The sequence below is a fragment of the Arthrobacter alpinus genome, from assembly GCF_001445575.1.
Classification (GTDB): Bacteria; Actinomycetota; Actinomycetes; order Actinomycetales; family Micrococcaceae; genus Specibacter; species Specibacter alpinus_C.
The window spans coordinates 862,528-881,222 of record NZ_CP013200.1 but is presented as its reverse complement, the minus strand read 5'-3'; the positions used below and the strand labels follow the sequence as shown (position 1 = coordinate 881,222).

The window sequence follows — 18,695 nt, the reverse complement described above, 5'->3', positions numbered from 1 at the left end:
CCTCCGTCGCCTCAGTTGGACGGGTCGATCGTCTCTTTGATTTTGGCGGCAGCAAAGCCCAACGCCTGACGCACTGTGGTCTTCGGCGGCAGTGACACTTCCTCCGGGTTGGTCCGGACGTCCACCAGTACGGGGCCAGGGTGCGCCAAAGCGGTACTGATGGCGGCGTCGAGCTCCTCGATGTTCTCGACTCGGACACCGTGAAAACCACAGGACCGTGCTACATCTGACAGGTCCGGATTGCGAAGGACGGTGCCGAACTCGGGCAACCCCACTTGCTCCTGCTCCAGCTTCACCATCCCCAGCCGGCCGTTGTTGAACACAATCAATTTGACTGGCAGATCGTAGCTCACGGCCGTCAGCAGATCACCGAGCAGCATGGTCAGACCGCCGTCCCCGCAGAATGCCACTACCTGCCGTGTCCTGTCCAAGGCCGCCGCCCCCAGCGCCTGCGGCATGGCGTTGGCCATGGAACCCAAGTTATAGGAACCGATCAATCGCCGGTCTCCATCCAAGGTGACGAAGCGGGACAGCCACACCGTCGACATGCCTGTATCCGAGGTAAAAATGGCGTCGCTCGCGGCGTGCACGTTGACGGCGGCGGCCACGGCCTCCGGACGGATAAATTCGTGAGGGTTATCCACTGTCCCTCGCAGTCGCCCCACAAGAGTCGAATCGTAGCCCGGCTCCGCCAAGTGCGATTGTTCTGTTCTCCAGTGCAAGTATTTCTTCCGCGTCCGCACCAGATGACCGCCGTCCCGGCCGCCCCGCAGCTGCGGGAGTATCATCTCCAGCGCCAAAGCCGCGTCACCCACCACACCGTGGTCAACGTTGATACGGGCACCAATGTTCTCTCCGCGTAGATCCATCTGGATCACCACTTTGCCGTCCGGCAGCCATTCGCGGTACGGGAAGTCCGTGCCCACCATCAACAAGGTGTCACAGGATTCAAAGGCATGCAGCGCCGCAGGATTGCCGATCAGCCCGCTTTGACCCACCTGGAAGTCATTGTCCTTTTCCAGCCCCTCCTTCGCCTTAAGCGTCAGCACCATCGGCGCCTGCAGAGCCTTGGCCACGGCAAGAACTTGAGCCCGCGCTTCTCTGGCTCCCATGCCCACTAACATGGTGACCGCCTCGGCGTCGTTGAGTGCCTGCACAGCGGGAGCGACGGCGTCCGGCTCCGGCGACTGCCGCCGTCGAACATCAACAAAATGTGGCCGCACATTGGATTCTGCCTGCTGGGAGCCAATGTCCCCCGGGATGCTCAGCACGGCCACACCGGACAAGGCTTGGGCGGTATTGACAGCCTGCTCCAGCAGATAAGGCAGCTGCCCGGGGGTGGTCACTGTCTTGCAAAAGACCGAGACGTCGGCGAAGAGCTGATCGTTGTTGACCTCCTGGAAGAAGCCGCTGCCAATTTCTGCACTAGGCACCTGACCGCAAATAGCCAATACCGGGGTGCGGGACTTCTTCGCGTCGTACAGACCGTTCAAAAGGTGGATTGACCCGGGTCCCACAGTGCCCATGCACACCCCCAATACACCAGACAGCTGGGATTGGGCGCCGGCGGCAAAGGCGGCCACCTCCTCGTGCCGGACCCCGATCCACTCGATCCGCTCCTCGTTCCGGATGGCCTCGGTGAGCGGGTTCAGCGCATCTCCCACCACGCCCCAGACCTGCCTGACCCCGAGATCCGCCAGTGCCGTGACAATCATGCCGGCAAGAGTGCCCATGGTCTTCTCCCTGATCGATGCTGGCGCCACGACGTTGACGTTGCGATTGATTTCTAGTGGCGTGTGAACGAGTCGGCACTGGCCACGGCCCAGTCTTGCGCCCAGTCCTGCGGCACCTGGTGCAGGAGTTCCCCCGGCTGGAGCCAGTTATAGAGCTCCGCATAGGACTGGGTGTTCAGGTGGCCGATACGGCGCCGGAGCATTTCAGGTGAGAGCTCCGAGAAGTTGCGGGCCCCCATGGAGGCCGCCATGCGCAACGCCTCGGCGACTGTGGCGTGCTGATAGCGCTGGACGCGGTGACTCTTGTCCTCAACATCCAGCGCGGCTGTCCGGCGCGGGTCTTGGGTGGCCACCCCCACCGGGCACTGGTTGGTGTGGCAGCGCTGGGATTGGATGCAACCTGTCGCCATCATCATGGCACGGGCCGCGTTCGTGTAGTCAGCCCCCTGAATGACGCGCTTGATGATGTCGGCTCCGGTGGCGACCTTCCCTGACGCACCGATGCGGATGCGGCCCCGCAGCCCGGTGCCGACCAGCGCATTATGAACCAGCATGAGCCCCTCAGTCAGCGGCGTGCCCACATGGTCCTCATACTCCATGGGAGCGGCCCCCGTCCCGCCCTCAGAGCCGTCAACAATGATGAAGTCCGGAGTAATCCCTTCAGCGACCATTGCCTTGCAGATGCCCAGAAATTCACTGCGAGCGCCCACACACAACTTGAATCCCACGGGTTTCCCCTGTCCCAATGTGCGCATCCGGGCCATGAACAAGACCAGTTCTCGTGGCGTGGAAAACACCTTGTGGGAGGCGGGGCTGACACATTTTTCGCCCTCCGGGATACCGCGTGCCCGCGCAATTTCAGGGGTAACTTTCCCCGCGGGGAGCACCCCGCCAATGCCGGGTTTGGCGCCCTGGCTCAGCTTCAGGCTCAGGCACCGTACGGATGCGTGGGCGGCCTTGTCCGCAAACATGTCCGGATCAAAATCACCATCCTTGGTCCGCGCACCAAAGTAGCCGCTGCCGATTTCCCACACCAGATCTCCGCCGTAGCGCAAGTGGTGGTCGGTCAGTCCGCCTTCGCCGGTGTCGTGGGCGAAGCCGCCCATGGCCGCGCCCTTGTTCATGGCCATCAGGGCATTGGCGGACAAGGCACCGAAGCTCATGGCCGATACGTTCAGCAGTGCCATGTCATAGGGCTGCGTGCAGTCAGGCCCACCAATACGGACCCGCGGCTGTTCCTCCGGCGGTTCCAACGGCGCCGTGCTGTGGACCAGGTATTCATATCCGACGGCGTTGACGTCCAGTTCGGTGCCGAAAGCTTGCTCCTGATTGGTGCCCTTGGCGCGCTCATAGATCAGGGAGCGGGTGTCTCTGTCGTAGGGGCGTCCGTCAAAGTTGCGTTCAATGAAGTACTGCTGCATTTCCGGCCGGATGTATTCCAACAAGAAGCGCATGTGTCCTAGTACCGGGTAGTTGCGCAGGATCGAATGCTTTTTCTGGGAGACATCGTAAACCGCCACCACCAGCAAAAACAGCAGGACAGCCACGGCAACCCACCATCCAGGCCCCGCAAGCCAAGCGAGCGCCACAGAGCCGATTGTCAGGACAGAAAGTGCACACAACATTGTGATCCGCAACATGATGTCATGCTACTCCCCCGCCTGATTCGCGGCCCGCCCCTCCGGGACCGAGGACGTCTACAGGATCTGCGCAGAGTCTTTCAAGGGCGTCGAGCATCCTGCTAAGGCCGAGGCGAGGCCCTGGTAGACGGCGTCATCTCCCAACTCAGCCCAGAGAGATTCCTAAATCGAGGTGACACTTAACGCCGATGTTGAGGCGGCAAAAAATCAACATCAAGTGTCACCTCGATGAGTATGGGCCGCGCTGCTTACGCTCCACCCGCCGCGATCTGCGCCAATCGCTCCTTGGTGGGCGTCCCTGCCGTGGGCACATACATGACAAAGTGCAGGTCCGGGACATCGGCGGGCACCAGCCGTTGCTGCTCAAACGTCAGCTCCCCCACGAGCGGATGAACAAAGACCCGCCGCCGCGAGGAAAAGTTCAGCACCACATGTTCGGCCCAGATACTGGCGAACTCCACACTGGCCGCTTGAAGTTTCGCAACCAGCGCCGTGTGGGACGCTGACCCCAGCCGGGAGCCGGACTCGGCCCGGAATTCCGCCACAAAGTTCCGTGAGGTGATGTCCCAATCGGGCAACATTTGGCGCAGCACCGGGTCAGTAAAGACCAGCCACAACAGATTCCGTTCGGCCGGGGACACCTCAGCAATGTGTGAATATAGTGCCTGATAAGCGCTGTTCCAGCCCGCAATCCCCCAGTCCGGAGACACCGCAAACGCCGGAAAGTCCACGGCGTCGAGCAGTGCTTGCAGGTGTGCCGGGACGGATTCGACGGCGACCGCACCGGGCGCAGGCACGGCTCCGTGTCCACCCAAGGCCAGCACATAGGACTGCTCTGCCGGGCTGAGCCGCAACACCCGGCCAATCGAGTCCAACACTTGGCGGGAGGCGTTGATATCCCGGCCCTGTTCCAGCCACGTGTACCAGGTAACGCTGACAGCGGCGAAGGCCGCAACCTCTTCGCGGCGCAGCCCCATAATCCGGCTGCGGCCAATGGGCGGCAAACCGTGTTCCGCCCGAAGCAGCCCAGCCCTGCGGTCTCGGAGAAACTGGCCCAGCTCACGCCGTCGTTCTTCATTCATTTCACCAAATCTAGCACTGCCACTACTAGTATTAGCGCCGTCTTCCGGTCCGGCACCAAATGCTGGTTAACTAGGTGTCATGCCTCCATTACGTTCACGCACAGTCACCCACGGCCGCAACATGGCCGGCGCCCGCGCCCTCATGATGGCCTCCGGCGTTGCCAAGTCAGACATTGGCAAGCCGATCGTCGCCGTTGCCAACTCCTTCACCGAGTTCGTCCCCGGCCACACGCACCTTGCCCCCGTGGGCCGGATCGTCTCCGACGCGATCCACAAGGCCGGCGCCATTGCCCGCGAATTCAACACCATCGCCGTGGATGACGGCATCGCCATGGGCCACGGCGGCATGCTCTACTCGCTGCCCTCGCGCGATTTGATCGCCGACTCCGTCGAGTACATGGTCAACGCGCACTGCGCCGACGTGCTGGTCTGTATCTCCAACTGTGACAAGATCACCCCCGGCATGCTCATGGCAGCCCTGCGCCTGAACATCCCCACCGTGTTTGTCTCCGGCGGCCCCATGGAAGCTGGCCGCGTCACCATGACCGACGGCTCCATCCGCACGCTGGATTTGGTCAACGCCATTTCCGACGCCGTGGACTCCTCCGTCTCCGACGACGATATCGAGCTCATCGAGGACAACGCCTGCCCCACGTGCGGCTCCTGCTCGGGCATGTTCACGGCCAACTCCATGAACTGCCTCACCGAGGCCATCGGCCTGTCCCTGCCGGGCAACGGTTCGCTGCTCGCTACGCACACCGCGCGCAAGGAACTCTACGAGCGCGCCGGTGCCACCGCCGTCGCCATCGCCAAGCGCTACTACGAGGACGACGACGCCTCCGTGCTGCCGCGGAACATCGCCTCCTTCGAAGCGTTCGATAACGCCATGGCGCTGGATATCGCCATGGGCGGCTCCACCAACACGATCCTGCACCTGCTCGCCGCAGCGCAGGAAGCGGGCCTGAAGTACGATCTCGAGGACATTGACGCCAAGTCACGCCAGGTGCCGTGCCTGGCCAAGGTGGCCCCGAACGTTGCCGGCAAGAAGACCTTCTATATGGAGGACGTGCACCGCGCCGGCGGCATCCCCGCCCTGTTGGGTGAGCTGAACCGCGGCGGGCTGTTGCACACCAACGTCAAGTCAGTCCACTCTGAGGGCCTCACCGATTGGCTGGACGACTGGGATATCCGCGGCGGCAAGGCCACTGACCAGGCTCAGGCTCTGTGGACCGCTGCCCCCGGTGGCCAGCGTTCTTCCACCGCCTTCTCACAGTCGGCCGAGTGGACGTCTCTGGACACCGACGCCGCCGAGGGTTGCCTGCGCGATGTGGCCCACGCGTTCTCCAAGGACGGTGGATTGGGCGTACTGCGCGGCAACATCGCGCTCGACGGCGCCGTGGTCAAGACCGCCGGCGTGGACGAGTCCATCTGGACGTTCGAGGGCCCGGCCGTGGTCTGCGAATCCCAGGACGAAGCTGTTGAAAAGATCCTGTCCAAGGTGGTCAAGGCAGGCGACGTGGTGGTCATCCGCTACGAAGGCCCGCGTGGTGGCCCCGGCATGCAGGAAATGCTCTACCCCACCTCATTCCTGAAGGGTCTGGGCCTGGGCAAGGTCTGTGCGCTGATCACGGATGGCCGCTTCTCCGGCGGCACCTCCGGCCTGTCCATTGGCCACGTCTCCCCCGAGGCGGCCGCCGGTGGAACCATCGCCCTGGTCCAGGACGGGGACCGCATCCGGATCGACATCCCCAACCGTTCACTGGAACTGCTGGTGGACGACGCTGTGCTGGATGAGCGCCGCGATCTGCTCGAGTCCACCACCGGCTACCAGCCCGTGGGCCGTGTGCGCGAGGTTTCCGCAGCACTGCGCGCCTACGCCTCCATGGCCACCAGCGCCGATAAGGGTGCCATCCGTCAGGTTCCGGCCGATGAGGTTCTGATGAAGGCCCCACGCGCTGCGGTCCCCGTCGCGTAGCATCCTGTGAATGTCCGACGGCGTCCGGCCCACCTAGGTGGGCCGGACGCCGTCGTGCTTTATTCAGCGCTGGCTGAGCCAACGCAAGAAGGCGGGCTAAGCCACCCGGGTCCCCTTGGGCAATTTGCCGGCCGGGGTGCGCAGGGCCCGCCAACCGAGGGCCAGGATTGCCGCCGCCACCAGCAATTGCAGCCCCAAGCCCAACGGCCAGAGCGGCACCTGCTGTTCAAGCTGCGACGCCGTGACCTTGCCTCCCGCGCACTGATACGTTGCGTCTGGCCCTGCCTGGGCGTATCGGGCGCCCTGGCTGATGTTCTCAAACACGCCGATCGCACCGTAGGACTGCTCCTGGGTGGTCCGCGCAGGGTAGGGAATGGCATCGGCCACAACCACAAACGGGTTCATGGCCAGCAGCCAAGCGACCCGTTCGGTCCGGCTCACCGATTGCGGCTGTAACGGCCCGTAGCACGCGTACTCGTCATTTTCATCTGTGACGTCCGCCGGAAGCGGTGCCGGCGGATACATCTCCGGGTCCTGGTCCGGGATCTGCCTATCCGGGTACATCTCCATGCCTTTGAAGAAAGCTTGGTTGGCGTCCACCGTGCCGTTGCTGACGGCAGCGCCCAGGCCAAAGGCAATCAGCGTGCCAAAGGTCAATGCGGCCACCGTCAAATATGTGACCACAATCGAAAAGAGCGGCCGGTTGGCCAGCGCCGAAATCCCCACGCCCAGGGCGCACACCACGCCGAGTTCAAGGGCGAGCATGACCAAGGCAAGCAAAATGTAGCCGGCACCCAGGCCGCCTTGGGCGATGCCGTAGATCAGGAACGGCACGCTCACTACCAGGAACGTCAGGCTGACAACCCATGAGGCGAGGAACTTCCCCCACAAAAGCTGCCCCGGCCGCAGCAGGGTCACCTGCATGATGGCCAGGGTTCCGGCCGAACGGTCGCCGCTGATCGCGTTGGCCGAAAAGGCGGGCGCCACCAGCAGCCCGAACAGCAGCACAAAAGCACACACCGCCTCAAAAATCAGCGGTCCCGGACCCACGCTGCCAAACCCGGGGTCAAAGTTGTAGCTGGACTGCGCCTTCCAGCTGAACCAGATCAACGCTGTCACCAGCCAGATCAGCGCAAACCAGATGCCCAACATGATGTACCAACCCCGCGAGCGCAGCCTCTGGCGTAGTTCCATGCCGATGACGGCGCTCACCCCTTCTAGGTAGCGGCCGACTGTCCCGGGAACACCCTTCGGGTCCACCGTTGGGGACTGTTGATTCTCGGGTGCCTGTTCATCGTGGAGCGTTGTCATGGCTGTTCCACCTCCATACTTAGGTATGTTTCTTCCAGGGCGCCCGTGGCGGGGCCAAAATCGGACACAGGAACGCCGGCGGTGATCAGCTCTCGCAGCAAATTGGCTGCGAGAATTTCAGAACCAACAGTGACCACCACGGCATCGCGCCGACCAGTGCCGGGGACAAAGTCAACACCCAAGGTTGCCAGCGCCGCCGACAACGCGGGGGCATCAAGCGCGGCAATGGAGTACTTGCGTCCTTGCGCAACTGCCTGCTCCACCGATTGCAGCAGCACTGTCCGGCCTTGATTGACGAACACGGCGCCGTCGGCAATTTCATCAAGCTCAGCCAACACATGCGATGAAACCACAATGGCCTTGCCCTCGGCAGCCAGTTCACGCAGGATGCTGCGCAACGCGACACGCGATCCTGGATCAAGCCCGGAGGCCGGTTCATCCAGCAACAACACCTGCGGATCATGTAACAGCGCCCGTGCCAAGCTCAGCCGCTGCTGTTGTCCGCGCGAGAGCACCCGTGCTCTTTGGTCCGCGAGTGCCGAAAGATTGACCCGTTCCAGCAGTTCCGTCACACGGCTGGCAATAGTGGCCTTGGGCAAGTGGTAAAAACGGCCCATGGTGGTCAGGATTTCCCGCGCGGTCAGCGCCTCCCAAACGCCCAAGCTGTCCGGCATCCACCCGATCTTGGCCCGCGCTGCGGACGGGTTCTTGACCGGGTCGATCCCCATGATGCTGATCGCTCCGGTGTCCGGGGCCAGCAGCGACGCCAGCATCAGCAACAAGGTGGTTTTGCCGGCCCCATTGGGACCAATGAGGGCTGTAACCTGCCCAGCCGGAGCGTACAGTGTCATATCTACGACGGCGTGCACCTCACCAAAGCTGCGGGACAGCCCGGTGGCGCTGAGCCCGTGAAAGGGCTCCGCTGGAATGGCTTCGGGTGGCTTAGCTCCGACGGGCTCAGCTTCAGGCGGCTTGGCGTCAACCCCATCAGGCGGCGGTGGCTGGTCTTCGGTCATCGTTACCTCCCTAGGCGCCGCAGTCGCGGTCTTGGGATCAGCCTAGGCCTCGTCGAGCGTCCCGTCATCATCCCGCCGTCGGAGGTATTGGGGGTTTTCTGCAAATCTCTACAAAGCCCTGAGCTAAGCGTGACGACTTAATAGACCACCATGTGGACACGACAATTCCACGTTGGCACCCCTCCGCGCTAAACTTGCCAGAACTGCCCTCCGCGCTGATGACGCCGCACTTAGCCCAGCGTACGGTGCGGCCCGGCGTGAGCGGCAGCAATTTTCCTCTCTCCTAGTGTTGCGTTAGGTAAGTCAATGAGTGTGCACCCATGAGCCTGATTGTTCAAAAGTATGGCGGTTCCTCCGTGTCTGACGCCGAGGGCATTCTTCGCGTTGCCCGCCGGGTTGTTAGCACCCAAGCGGCCGGCAACGAGGTCGTCGTCGTCGTTTCAGCCATGGGTGACACCACCGATGAGCTGCTGGATCTGGCCGCCCAGGTCGCCGAGCATCCCCCGGCCCGCGAGCTGGACATGCTCATGACCGCAGGTGAGCGTATTTCCATGGCCCTGTTGGCCATGGCGATTAGCTCGCAGGGCGGCGTGGCTCAATCCTTCACAGGCAGCCAGGCCGGCATGATTACCGATGGCATTCACGGCAAGGCCCGCATCATCGATGTGGACCCGCACCGCGTACGCACCGCCCTGGACAAGGGCAAGGTGGCCATTGTTGCCGGCTTCCAGGGCATGAGCCGCACAACCCACGAGATCACCACTATGGGCCGCGGCGGCTCCGACACCACCGCCGTTGCACTGGCCGCTGCCCTGAACGCTGACGTTTGTGAGATTTACACAGACGTCGACGGCGTGTACACGGCCGATCCGCGCGTGGTCCCCAGCGCTCAGAAGATCGACAAGATCTCCAGTGAGGAAATGCTGGAAATGGCCGCCTCGGGCGCCAAGATCCTGCACCTCCGCTGCGTGGAATACGCTCGACGTTTTGGACTGCCCATCCATGTGCGGTCATCCTTTAGCGACAACGAGGGAACCTGGGTTCTGCCCAGCCCCGATGACAAAATCAAAATCTCAGAGGGAGTTGCCTTGGAGCAGCCAATCATCTCCGGCGTGGCGCACGACCGGTCCGAAGCCAAAGTTACAGTTGTTGGTGTGCCGGATATCCCCGGCAAGGCCGCCATGATTTTCGGCATCATTGCCGGGGCACACAGCAACATTGACATGATCGTGCAGAACATCTCCACCCACGGATCCGGCAAGACGGATATCTCCTTCACGCTGCCCATGGTTGAGGGCGAGGACGCGCTGGCCGCCCTGCGCGCCCGCCAAGAAGATGTTGGCTTTGAGGACCTGATCTATGACGACAAGATCGGCAAGCTGTCCCTGATTGGCGCCGGAATGCGCTCCAACCCGGGCGTCTCCTACAGCTTCTTCAAGGCCCTGTCCGACGCCGGCGTGAACATCGATTTGATCTCCACCTCCGAGATTCGCATCTCCGTCGTGACCCGTGCGGACCTGCTGGATACGGCAGTTCGCGCCGTTCATAAGGCTTTTGGCCTGGACACTGACGACGAGGCAACGGTCTACGGCGGCACTGGCCGCTGATCCCCACTCACCGGCCCAGCAAATCGCTGACGCGATTTCCTGGGAACCTGGTGAGCGTGGGCCCAACACTACGGGCGTACACACCAAAGAAGCTGACCTGCAGAATTCTGCGGGTCAGCTTCTTATTTGGGGCTAATGTTCCTCGGCTGGTTCTTCATCCTTGCGGACAGCGTAATGGTGGCCGTCTGAATCCGTCCGCTCTTCAAAGTGGGTCAGTTGCTCATCGCTGCTGTCTTCGAAGTCGTCATGGCGATGTACCACAGGGGAATCCATGTCGCCCTGGTCAGCAGACCCATAGACCTTCTTGAACTTCTCCGTGGCATGCATTAACTTGTCCACGAACTTTTCACCGCTCGTCATCATCAACACCCCCTCTCAACAAGAGAACCGCGTGTACAGGATTCCCTCATTTTACGCCTCAAGGGCGCCAATGGCACAGATGAATGTACAGCAGCGTTCACCGAGGCGAGCTAGCGAAGTGACTGATCGTCCGGGTCCCGCGGCACCAGATACGTGCTCCCATCGGGCCTGGTTGCGGTGATGAACGCTTGAGACGCGGCCTGCTGGGATGCCAACAGCGCCTTGTTCTCAGGCGTCATTTCATGATCCAGCGGGCTGCTTACTGCGGGGCCAAAAATAAAGCGCAGACGGCCCGTGAAGCGCATCATTCTATGAATAAAAGGAGTCTTGGGCATAGCTGGCAGTCCTTGCGGTGAGGGGTTGTAAACATGCTTTTCAACCCGATCGGCGGTGGCGACAGTATCCATAGTACTCTGATACTTAGTGCACTAACTAAATGAGGAGCAACACCGTGACTGCCGTCGAGAATGATCTGCTGCTTGAGCGCCAGCTGTGCTTTGGCCTCAGCGTGGCCTCCCGCAGCGTGATTACCGCCTACAAGCCGGTCCTCGCCGAACTCCAGTTGACCCACCCGCAGTACCTGGTGATGCTTGCCCTGTGGGAGCAGGCCCCGCGCCGCGTCAAGGACATTAGCGCCGCGCTTTTGCTGGAATCGGCCACCCTTTCTCCCCTGCTCAAGCGGCTCGAAGCGCTTGGTTACCTCACCCGCACTAAGGACGGCGTCGATGAGCGCGCACTGGCCATTGACCTCACCCCAGCCGGTGCGGCCCTGCGCGAGAAGGCCCTCTCCGTGCCGGGGACCATGATGGCCCGGCTCGGACTGACTCGCGAAAGCGCCATGGCACTGCACCACTCCATGATGGCCTTGATCGATGCCGCCACCCACGCCGACGCCGGCGGTGTGCCCGAAACGGTGATGACGGGCACGCCCGCCCATGACACCGCCGTAATGGCGGATAATTGAGACCATGACCCCAGCCCTACTTTCCCTGCCTGAGAGTGTGTGGCAGGCCCGGGCGGCCGCGCACCAACAACGCGTTGACCGGTACGCCGCCCCGTACCTGGCCCGCCGCTCGGCAAATCAGAAACACCCTGTGGAGGATTTCCTCTTCACGTATTACACGCAGAAGCCGGGCCAGCTTTCCCGCTGGCACCCTGGCCCCGGTCTAGTCCTGACGGGTGCCGCCGCGGCCGAGCGCCTGGGCTGGAAGTTCTACCGCCCGGCTGCCGGGAACGAGCTCGAGGCGGCGGGGGCACCTACGGAGGGGCCCGGCGTCGTCCTTGATCTTGAGAAGTTTCTGGAACAGCGCAAGGAAGCAGTCGATTTTGCCCGGATCATCCTGGGCCGCACGGCAGCACGCCCCGCGCAATTTGGCTGTTTCGGGCTGCATGAATGGGCCATGGTGTACCAGCAGGAAGCCAATGCCGTGCGGCACGAATATCTCGAGCTGCGGCTGGGCTCGGCCGGAACGGATAGGACGGTGGAGGAGAACCGCATCCGCTGCACGCATTTTGACGCCTACCGCTTTTACACGCCGCAGGCTTCCGGACTCAATGAGTTGAGACCTACGCGTGAGAACCAGCGCGATCTGGAGCAACCGGGATGCCTGCACGCCAACATGGACCTCTACAAATGGGCGTACAAGCTGTCCCCGGCGCTGCCCAGCGAACTCGTCATGGACTGTTTTGAGCTGTCATGGCGGATCCGGGCCATGGACATGCAGGCCTCCCCGTACGATCTCGCCGCGTGGGGTTACCCGCCCATTCCCATTGAAACGGCGGCGGGCAAGTCAGATTATGTGGCACACCAGCGGGCATTCAGCGCGGAATCGGCGGTGCTGCGGGAGCGGCTGCGGGCGGCAGTGGACGCCCTCCCCTAACCCCCAACGCTCTATCACCGATTGGGGTATCTGGACCGACGCTCTATCACCGATTGGGGTTTTCTGACCGACGCTCTATCACTACACCCGGGCTGCGATTCATCCACTGCGGACGCGTTAGTCAGAAATGCCCAAAAGGTGAGGGAGGGATTCGGAAAACACCCCAATCGCTGAGGGATGGTCCGGCTGCGGGGGCGGTCAGGGGAGGAAGGCTGCCAGCTTCGGGGCTAGCCGCTCCGCCATGAGTGCGTAGCCTGCGGTGTCCGGGTGCAGGGTGTCGGGCATCCGCTCCGCCGCCTCCTGTGCCGTGAGCACCGTGGCGCCGTCAATGACATGCAAATTCGTGTCCCCCTGCGCCTGCATCACGGCAACAACCTGGGCCGTGGCATTGCGGTAGTCGGCCAGGGTCCAACCGACTGCGTTGGCCTTGTCCTCGCGGGGCAGCGAGCGCACAGCGGTGATGACCACGATCGGCACCTCGGGGTGCGCGGTGCGAATCGTCTTGATGAAGCCCTGGAGCGCCGGGCCATAGCTGCGCTCGGAAAAAACGGCGGCGTTGTAGCTGTTGATCCCCACACACAGAGAAATGATGTCCGCCGGGGTTTGGGCAATGGTGTCAGCGGCTATGGGGTCCAACTGGCACTCCCCCGCCAAGCCCAGGTTGCTCAGCCGCCACCCATTGCCGTTTGCCACGAGCGCTGGCCAGGCCTGCGTTGGCCCGTCGGCCTGCTGGCAGTGCGTGATGGAGCTGCCGTAGGTGATCCACCGCGGACCCTCTTCACCCACTGAGGTGACGTTTGCGCCGTCGAACTCGGCTTGAGCGAGGGTGAAGTCACCAAAGTGCGGCAGCCACAGCTGGACCAGCGAGTTGGGTGCCAGGCCGTCCAAGACCACTTCATGGCGATGGGCGCCAGCGGCAGGCAGTCGGTGGGCGCGGTGTCCGTTGACGAGGATGTCATAGGGCGCGCAGTCCTCGGCTCCTCGGCCTTCAATAGTGAGGGTGCCGCCGTCGGCGTGCCAACCGGCGCGAACCCCGGCGGCCATGGCGGCGCGGTTCGCCAGGCCGTCGGTGAACGGCGGCAGGAATCCCGATGGGTCCAGACGATCAAACCGCTGGGAACCGTCGTCTTCCTGCTGGGTGGCGAACATTCCGGACCATTGGGCGGCAACTGAAGACATGGTGCAATCTTACCGAGAATGGGCCATCCACCGTGGCGCGAACAGTGCAAAGAATGCGGGGCTGCCAGCAATGTGCCAGCAGCCCCGCATTCTTGGTTCATGAGCTTGCGCTATTGACTAATGACGGGCACCACCGGTCGAGACGCGGCGCATCACCAGCAACCCGACCAGAAGCAGCAGGCCGCCAATCAACAGCAGCGGCGTCGTGCCGAACCCGGTGTTGGCCAACCCGCCGCTTCCACCGGAAGTGCTGCCATCGGACGACGCCGTGGCAGCAGCTGCTGTGGTGGCTGCATCCGTGGCGCCGGCACCGGTGGTTGTTGCCGGGTTGGTTGCACCGTCGGTGCTCCCTGCTGCGGCAATCTCCAGTGCGATGCTCACTGAAGCATCTTCGCCATTTGCAGCGGTGCCCGTGATGATCACAGTGTGTGAACCGGCAGCGATTCCGGCAGGAACCTTAGCCGTTAGGGACACGGATCCGTCCTCGTCAACAACAGCCGTACCCAGAACCACCGGGTCCGAGTGCAGCGTGAAGGTGGCCGTGGTGCCGGGCTTGAAGTTCTGGCCGGTGATGACCAGCTCCCCGCCGGCAGCAACCGATGCATCACTGACTGAACCGGCTGGTTCGCCGTCGGCGGGCGCGGTCGGCGTTGCCGTCGGCTCCTGCGTTGCGGTCGGCGTTGCCGTCGGTGTGATCGTAGGATTCTGCGTTGCAGTGGGCTCCGCGGTCGGCGTGACCGTCGGCTTCTGCGTTGCAGTCGGCTCCGCGGTGGCGGTGGCCGTCGGCTCCTGTGTTGCCGTGGCGGTGGCCGTGGGCTCCGGGGCAATGTTCAACGTGAACGCTGCGCCGGTGGCTTCCTTGGCCACTGATTTGCTGCCGTTCTTGGCAGCGGCAACAGCCGTGCCTACCACGTGGCCGGCGGCCAGGTCAGCTCCCGTCAGGGTGTGCTTCATGGTGCCGTTGCTGCTGGCACCCGCGGCGAGGGTTGCGGCCGGGCCGTCCACACTGGGAACAGTGATGTCTGTCAGGGACACATTGCCATCGTTTTTGACAATGATCGGGAAGCTCACCACGTCACCAGCACTGGCAAAGCCATCGCCGTCCTTGTCCTCGAAGACGCCGGCACCAACCGACACGGCCAGCGAAGGCTTGCGGACCAGGACGTCAACTTCGCCGCCGTCAATCGTGTAATTGACGGTCGCGGAACCTGCTGCTTCAAGGGCCCATTTTGTGACGGGCTGGAAGAAGCCGTTGGCGACATCGGTTGCCGTGACCAGGCGCTTTGCCGTGGTGCAGGTGTAGCCCTGCCCTGCGCCAAGAACGCCATACCGGCAGTTGGGTGATGCATTGATGTTGAAGCCGGTAAATTCACCCGAGGTGGGGTAGATCTTGATCGTGACGGGAGCGGTGCTCTTGACAACGAAGTTGTACGGCAGCTGGTCTCCGGACTTGTATGGAGTAGTGGCCAGGTCGCGACCCGTATCGGCACGCTCCCCCTTGATGGCGGCACTGAGCACCGGCACAGGAGCCGTGACAACGAGCGCCGCGGTAGCAGTAACTTCACCGGAAGTGGCCGTTACAGTATGGTTTCCAACCGTTGTTCCGGCCGGAATCGTGACGGACTTGCTGGCGGCGCCAGCCGCGTCCGTTGTCACTGAGCCGAGGGACACAGCCGCATCGAGAGTCAGGGTCACGGCACTATTCGCCGGGAATCCCGCCAGCAGCATGCTGGCATTCTGGCCAGCTTCGAGCGATCCCGGGGTGGCTGAAACTGTTGCCGTCCCCGCCGCGATGGGGAGTCCGGCAATGTTGACTTCTGCACCGCCACCAAATTCGTTGCCAGCAATTGAATTCAGGCCCACAAGTTTGACGTACCGGCCAACCTTATTACCGGCAATGGCGATGCGCTGGCGATCCTTCGAGGCTGTAAATGCGCCGCTGTGGACTTTTTCGCCAAACTCAGTGGCACTGTCGGAAACATAGATCTCGTAATCCTTGAACTGGCCGTTAACTGCGGTGGAGCCCAGCCGTTGCGTGTATTCAAAGTCCGTGACCGTGTAGCGGCCGCCCAGGTCAAAGACCACTGAGTGCGGGAAGACATCGGCAGTGCCGGACCATTTGGTGTGCCAGTACGTGTTGGCGTCGCCATCAAGTAGGACTGACACCGGGCCGTTGGGAACCGGCTCCCCGGTCGCTGCCTCAGAAGAGACGGATTCAATGCTGATCTGCTTTTGCGGGATCTGGTTGTCCATGGGCGGCTGCGCACCACACAGCTCATCGGAGCAAGCCGCAACGGGGGCTGCCGAAACGGAGGAAGCAGCTCCCAGTGCACCATTCTTCGCGGTGACAACCAGACCGTTGACTACCTTGTTTGCCGCAACATCAGCCGCAGTCAAGGTGTAGAGGGACGTCAGGGTCTTGCTTTCAGCCGGCGCCAGTTCAAAGGCGCCCTGTCCTGCGACGGTGACCCCGGTGAGCCGGACATTGCCCGTGTTGGTAATGACAGAGGTGTAGCTGATGCTGTCACCCACGGTGGCGTAGCCACTGGCATCAACGTCCACCAGTTCTGCACCAACGTGAGTGGCAGACAGTGAGGGCTTGCGGACCAGCAGGTCCACTTCCTCACCGGTGACAGGAAGCGTCTCGGTAAGCCCGCCGCCCGTGGTTCGCCAAGTGGTCTGCGGAACAAAGAATCCGTCCGCCAGTTCAGCTGCCGTAACCAGGTGGAGCGGCGTGGCACAGGTGTAGCTCTGCCCCACAATGAAGGTGCCGAAGCCACAATTTCCTGAGTTACTGGTACCCCCTTCATTGGTGCGGCGCAACGGGTCAAAGTTGCCTGCCGTAGGACGTACTTCTACGGTGAAGTTGCTGAGGTTATCCACCTTAAAGGCGTAAGGAATTTGCTCCCCCACGGCATACGGGGTGGTGGTCACATCGCGCACCGGCGCGTTCAAAAAGCCGTCGACGGCGATCTTGGCAACGTTCGCGGTTGCGCCACCCGTGACAGTGAGGGCCACATTAGCCGTGATGCTTTGTTCACCGAGGCTCAGCCGGGCGCTTAGGGCAACATTCCCGGCACGGGAAGAGGCCGGAATAGCAACCGGAACATTGACAGTTGCGGTGGCGCCTGGTGCCACATCGGGAACCACCACCTTGCCAAGGGCCCAGCCCAACTTGGCTGCGAAGGAAATCCTGGCGCCGGAGAGCACCTTGTCTCCATTGTTGGTCACTGTCAGAGCCGCATCAACCGTGGTGCCATTGGTGCCGGAGACGTTTGTTGCGGTGAGGGCCGCGTTCATGGTGCCGAGGCAGTCAACACCCAGCCATGCGGCGTCGAACTTGCCAAAGGTAATTGCATTGCCATCAGCCTCATAGAGCAGGCCAAAGTTTCCGTCGCTGAGAGCCGTGACGGTGGAATAAGACATGTAACCGCTCTTGAACTGCTTGCCGGCGCTCCAGGTGGAGCCGTCATCGCAGGAGTAACGGATGGTGCCATTATTGCGCCCAGTATTGCTGTTCGCATTGGAGAACATGAGGACTTTGGCTTCAGCGGAACCCTGCGGAGCATTGGGGTAAACCCGCGCAATGGACGCGTTATTAACTGGGTCGCGCAACGTGGCGTCAATGGTGACCGCACCGTAGCTCTCACCGCCGTCCTTGGAGATGGCAACCTTACGGCCACCCTGGCCGCCGGAGCTGGCGCGGGAGTTCATCATGACATCACCGTTGGAAAGTTCAACGGACTTGTTCTCATCCATGCCGTCGCCGGTGAATGCGCCGCGCTCCCACGTCTTGCCATGGTCATCGGAGTACACGCTGTATGACTGGAACGGGGTGCCGCCGGATGCATTCTTGACCTTGCCGGTGAACTGCTGGATCAAGCGGCCCTTGTTTGGACCGTACTGCAGCTGGATTCCCTCGCCTGAGGCGGCAAAGAGGCCAGCGACGCCGCCAACATTGTTGACGCTGCCGACCGTCCCACCAGCAGGCTTGACCACATTGGAGATCAGCGGGCCAGCAAATTCGGCGTACTTGGAATCGGCGGGATAGTCCACCAATGCGGGCAGAGTGGGCATGTTGCCCGGGTCCATGGACCATGTCAACCCTTTATCCGTGGAAACGGCAACAGCTGAGCTGACCATCTGGCGGTCGGCATCATCCGAGCTGAAGGTGCTGCCATGAAAGCCTTGGTCCTTGGAGTACACAAAGAACGCGAAGACGTTGCCGGTCACCTTGTCCACGACGTAGCTGGGGTCGCTGAAGCCATATTGCAGGCCGGTCTTTGAGGCCACCTGGCCGCGCGCAACAAAGGTGGGCGTACTCCAGGTCTTGCCGCCGTCAACACTGCGGCGCTGGACGATGGAGTTCGGCGATGGCGAGTCACCGCCGTCGGGACGGCCGTCATAGGCTGCCAAGATTACGCCGCCACCCAAATCTGCCAGGGCGGGAATGCGGTAGAACGCTTGGTTCGGCACTATGGCTTTGTCGCCGCTTTTGGCCAAGACCTGCTCGGCGTAGGAACCGGCAGCTGCCGGGGAAACAGGATCTTCAGCGAAGGCCGGGCTCATCATGCTCGTCAGCAATCCGGCGGTCAGTACCCCCGCGGTGACCGTCGCATACCTGCGTCTGAGACGGTGCGCTCTATCGGTGGATTTCATCGATTCCTTTCATGTGGCCGTCGACGGCCATCAAAGACTTGCAATCACATCAGGCATCCACCGACAGTCGTGGAGAAAGTCGGACATAGGATGACCTGCATCACACTACCGTGTTACGGATCACAATCACTAGTGTTCTTGCAATTGTTTCGGAACCACCTGCATTGGCGGCCACTCGAGCGCGAATGCGACGTGCGCCACTCAAATTCCTGAGTTTGCAATCACTGCGTAGAATGGAATGGCAAGCTCGCGG

13 protein-coding genes are annotated in these 18,695 nt (G+C 62.2%); 4 read left to right on the top strand and 9 right to left on the bottom strand.

The window, feature by feature from the left end:
• Positions 1-11 precede the first annotated feature (11 nt).
• The 3 genes from AS189_RS03855 to AS189_RS03845 all read right to left on the bottom strand — a co-directional run bounded on the left by AS189_RS03855 (position 12) and on the right by AS189_RS03845 (position 4,455).
• Positions 12-1,733: a thiamine pyrophosphate-dependent enzyme gene (locus AS189_RS03855; RefSeq protein WP_062286410.1), complete on the bottom strand. Its 1,722-nt coding sequence runs from the start codon at positions 1,731-1,733 to the stop codon at positions 12-14.
• 53 nt (positions 1,734-1,786) lie between these two features.
• Entirely contained in the window at positions 1,787-3,373 is a 1,587-nt protein-coding gene (locus tag AS189_RS03850; protein ID WP_062286409.1) for an FMN-binding glutamate synthase family protein, read from the bottom strand.
• Positions 3,374-3,621: 248 nt separating this feature from the next.
• Positions 3,622-4,455 carry a helix-turn-helix transcriptional regulator gene (locus AS189_RS03845; RefSeq protein WP_062286408.1) on the bottom strand — a complete coding sequence of 278 codons (834 nt, stop codon included), beginning with the start codon at positions 4,453-4,455 and terminating at the stop codon, positions 3,622-3,624.
• A gap of 79 nt (positions 4,456-4,534) precedes the next feature.
• On the opposite strand from AS189_RS03845, the gene ilvD reads away from it, so the two are divergent.
• On the top strand, positions 4,535-6,430 hold the full coding sequence (gene ilvD, locus AS189_RS03840; protein WP_062286407.1) for a dihydroxy-acid dehydratase: 1,896 nt from the start codon (positions 4,535-4,537) through the stop codon (positions 6,428-6,430).
• Positions 6,431-6,526: 96 nt separating this feature from the next.
• Here the strand turns inward: ilvD and AS189_RS03835 are convergent, their stop codons facing one another.
• Together AS189_RS03835 and AS189_RS03830 are read right to left on the bottom strand one after the other, a co-directional pair.
• Positions 6,527-7,741: an ABC transporter permease gene (locus AS189_RS03835; RefSeq protein WP_082634044.1), complete on the bottom strand. Its 1,215-nt coding sequence runs from the start codon at positions 7,739-7,741 to the stop codon at positions 6,527-6,529.
• Positions 7,738-8,757, bottom strand: a complete 1,020-nt coding sequence (locus AS189_RS03830) for an ABC transporter ATP-binding protein (RefSeq protein ID WP_082634043.1) — start codon at positions 8,755-8,757, stop codon at positions 7,738-7,740. The genes AS189_RS03835 and AS189_RS03830 overlap by 4 nt, the downstream gene beginning before the upstream one ends.
• A gap of 320 nt (positions 8,758-9,077) precedes the next feature.
• Here AS189_RS03830 and AS189_RS03825 point away from each other — a divergent pair, with 320 nt between their 5' ends.
• Positions 9,078-10,364, top strand: a complete 1,287-nt coding sequence (locus AS189_RS03825) for an aspartate kinase (RefSeq protein WP_062286406.1) — start codon at positions 9,078-9,080, stop codon at positions 10,362-10,364.
• Positions 10,365-10,496: 132 nt separating this feature from the next.
• On the opposite strand, the gene AS189_RS03820 is transcribed toward AS189_RS03825, so the two are convergent.
• Both AS189_RS03820 and AS189_RS03815 read right to left on the bottom strand, forming a co-directional pair.
• Positions 10,497-10,727, bottom strand: a complete 231-nt coding sequence (locus tag AS189_RS03820) for a hypothetical protein (RefSeq protein WP_237759963.1) — start codon at positions 10,725-10,727, stop codon at positions 10,497-10,499.
• A 107-nt stretch (positions 10,728-10,834) separates the two neighbouring features.
• A complete protein-coding gene (locus AS189_RS03815) occupies positions 10,835-11,131 on the bottom strand; it encodes a hypothetical protein (protein WP_337589201.1) in 297 nt (98 codons plus the stop codon).
• A gap of 29 nt (positions 11,132-11,160) precedes the next feature.
• Here AS189_RS03815 and AS189_RS03810 point away from each other — a divergent pair, with 29 nt between their 5' ends.
• On the top strand, positions 11,161-11,688 hold the full coding sequence (locus tag AS189_RS03810; RefSeq protein ID WP_082634041.1) for a MarR family winged helix-turn-helix transcriptional regulator: 528 nt from the start codon (positions 11,161-11,163) through the stop codon (positions 11,686-11,688).
• A gap of 4 nt (positions 11,689-11,692) precedes the next feature.
• Positions 11,693-12,604: a hypothetical protein gene (locus tag AS189_RS03805; protein ID WP_062286404.1), complete on the top strand. Its 912-nt coding sequence runs from the start codon at positions 11,693-11,695 to the stop codon at positions 12,602-12,604.
• Between the two features lie 198 nt (positions 12,605-12,802).
• Here AS189_RS03805 and AS189_RS03800 read toward each other — a convergent pair whose 3' ends face one another.
• Positions 12,803-13,783, bottom strand: a complete 981-nt coding sequence (locus tag AS189_RS03800; RefSeq protein WP_062286403.1) for a GDSL-type esterase/lipase family protein — start codon at positions 13,781-13,783, stop codon at positions 12,803-12,805.
• A gap of 117 nt (positions 13,784-13,900) precedes the next feature.
• The gene (locus tag AS189_RS03795) at positions 13,901-18,442 is read right to left on the bottom strand and encodes a DUF7507 domain-containing protein (RefSeq protein ID WP_062286402.1); all 4,542 of its coding nucleotides are present in this window, start codon (positions 18,440-18,442) and stop codon (positions 13,901-13,903) included.
• Between the last annotated feature and the right edge of the window lie 253 nt (positions 18,443-18,695).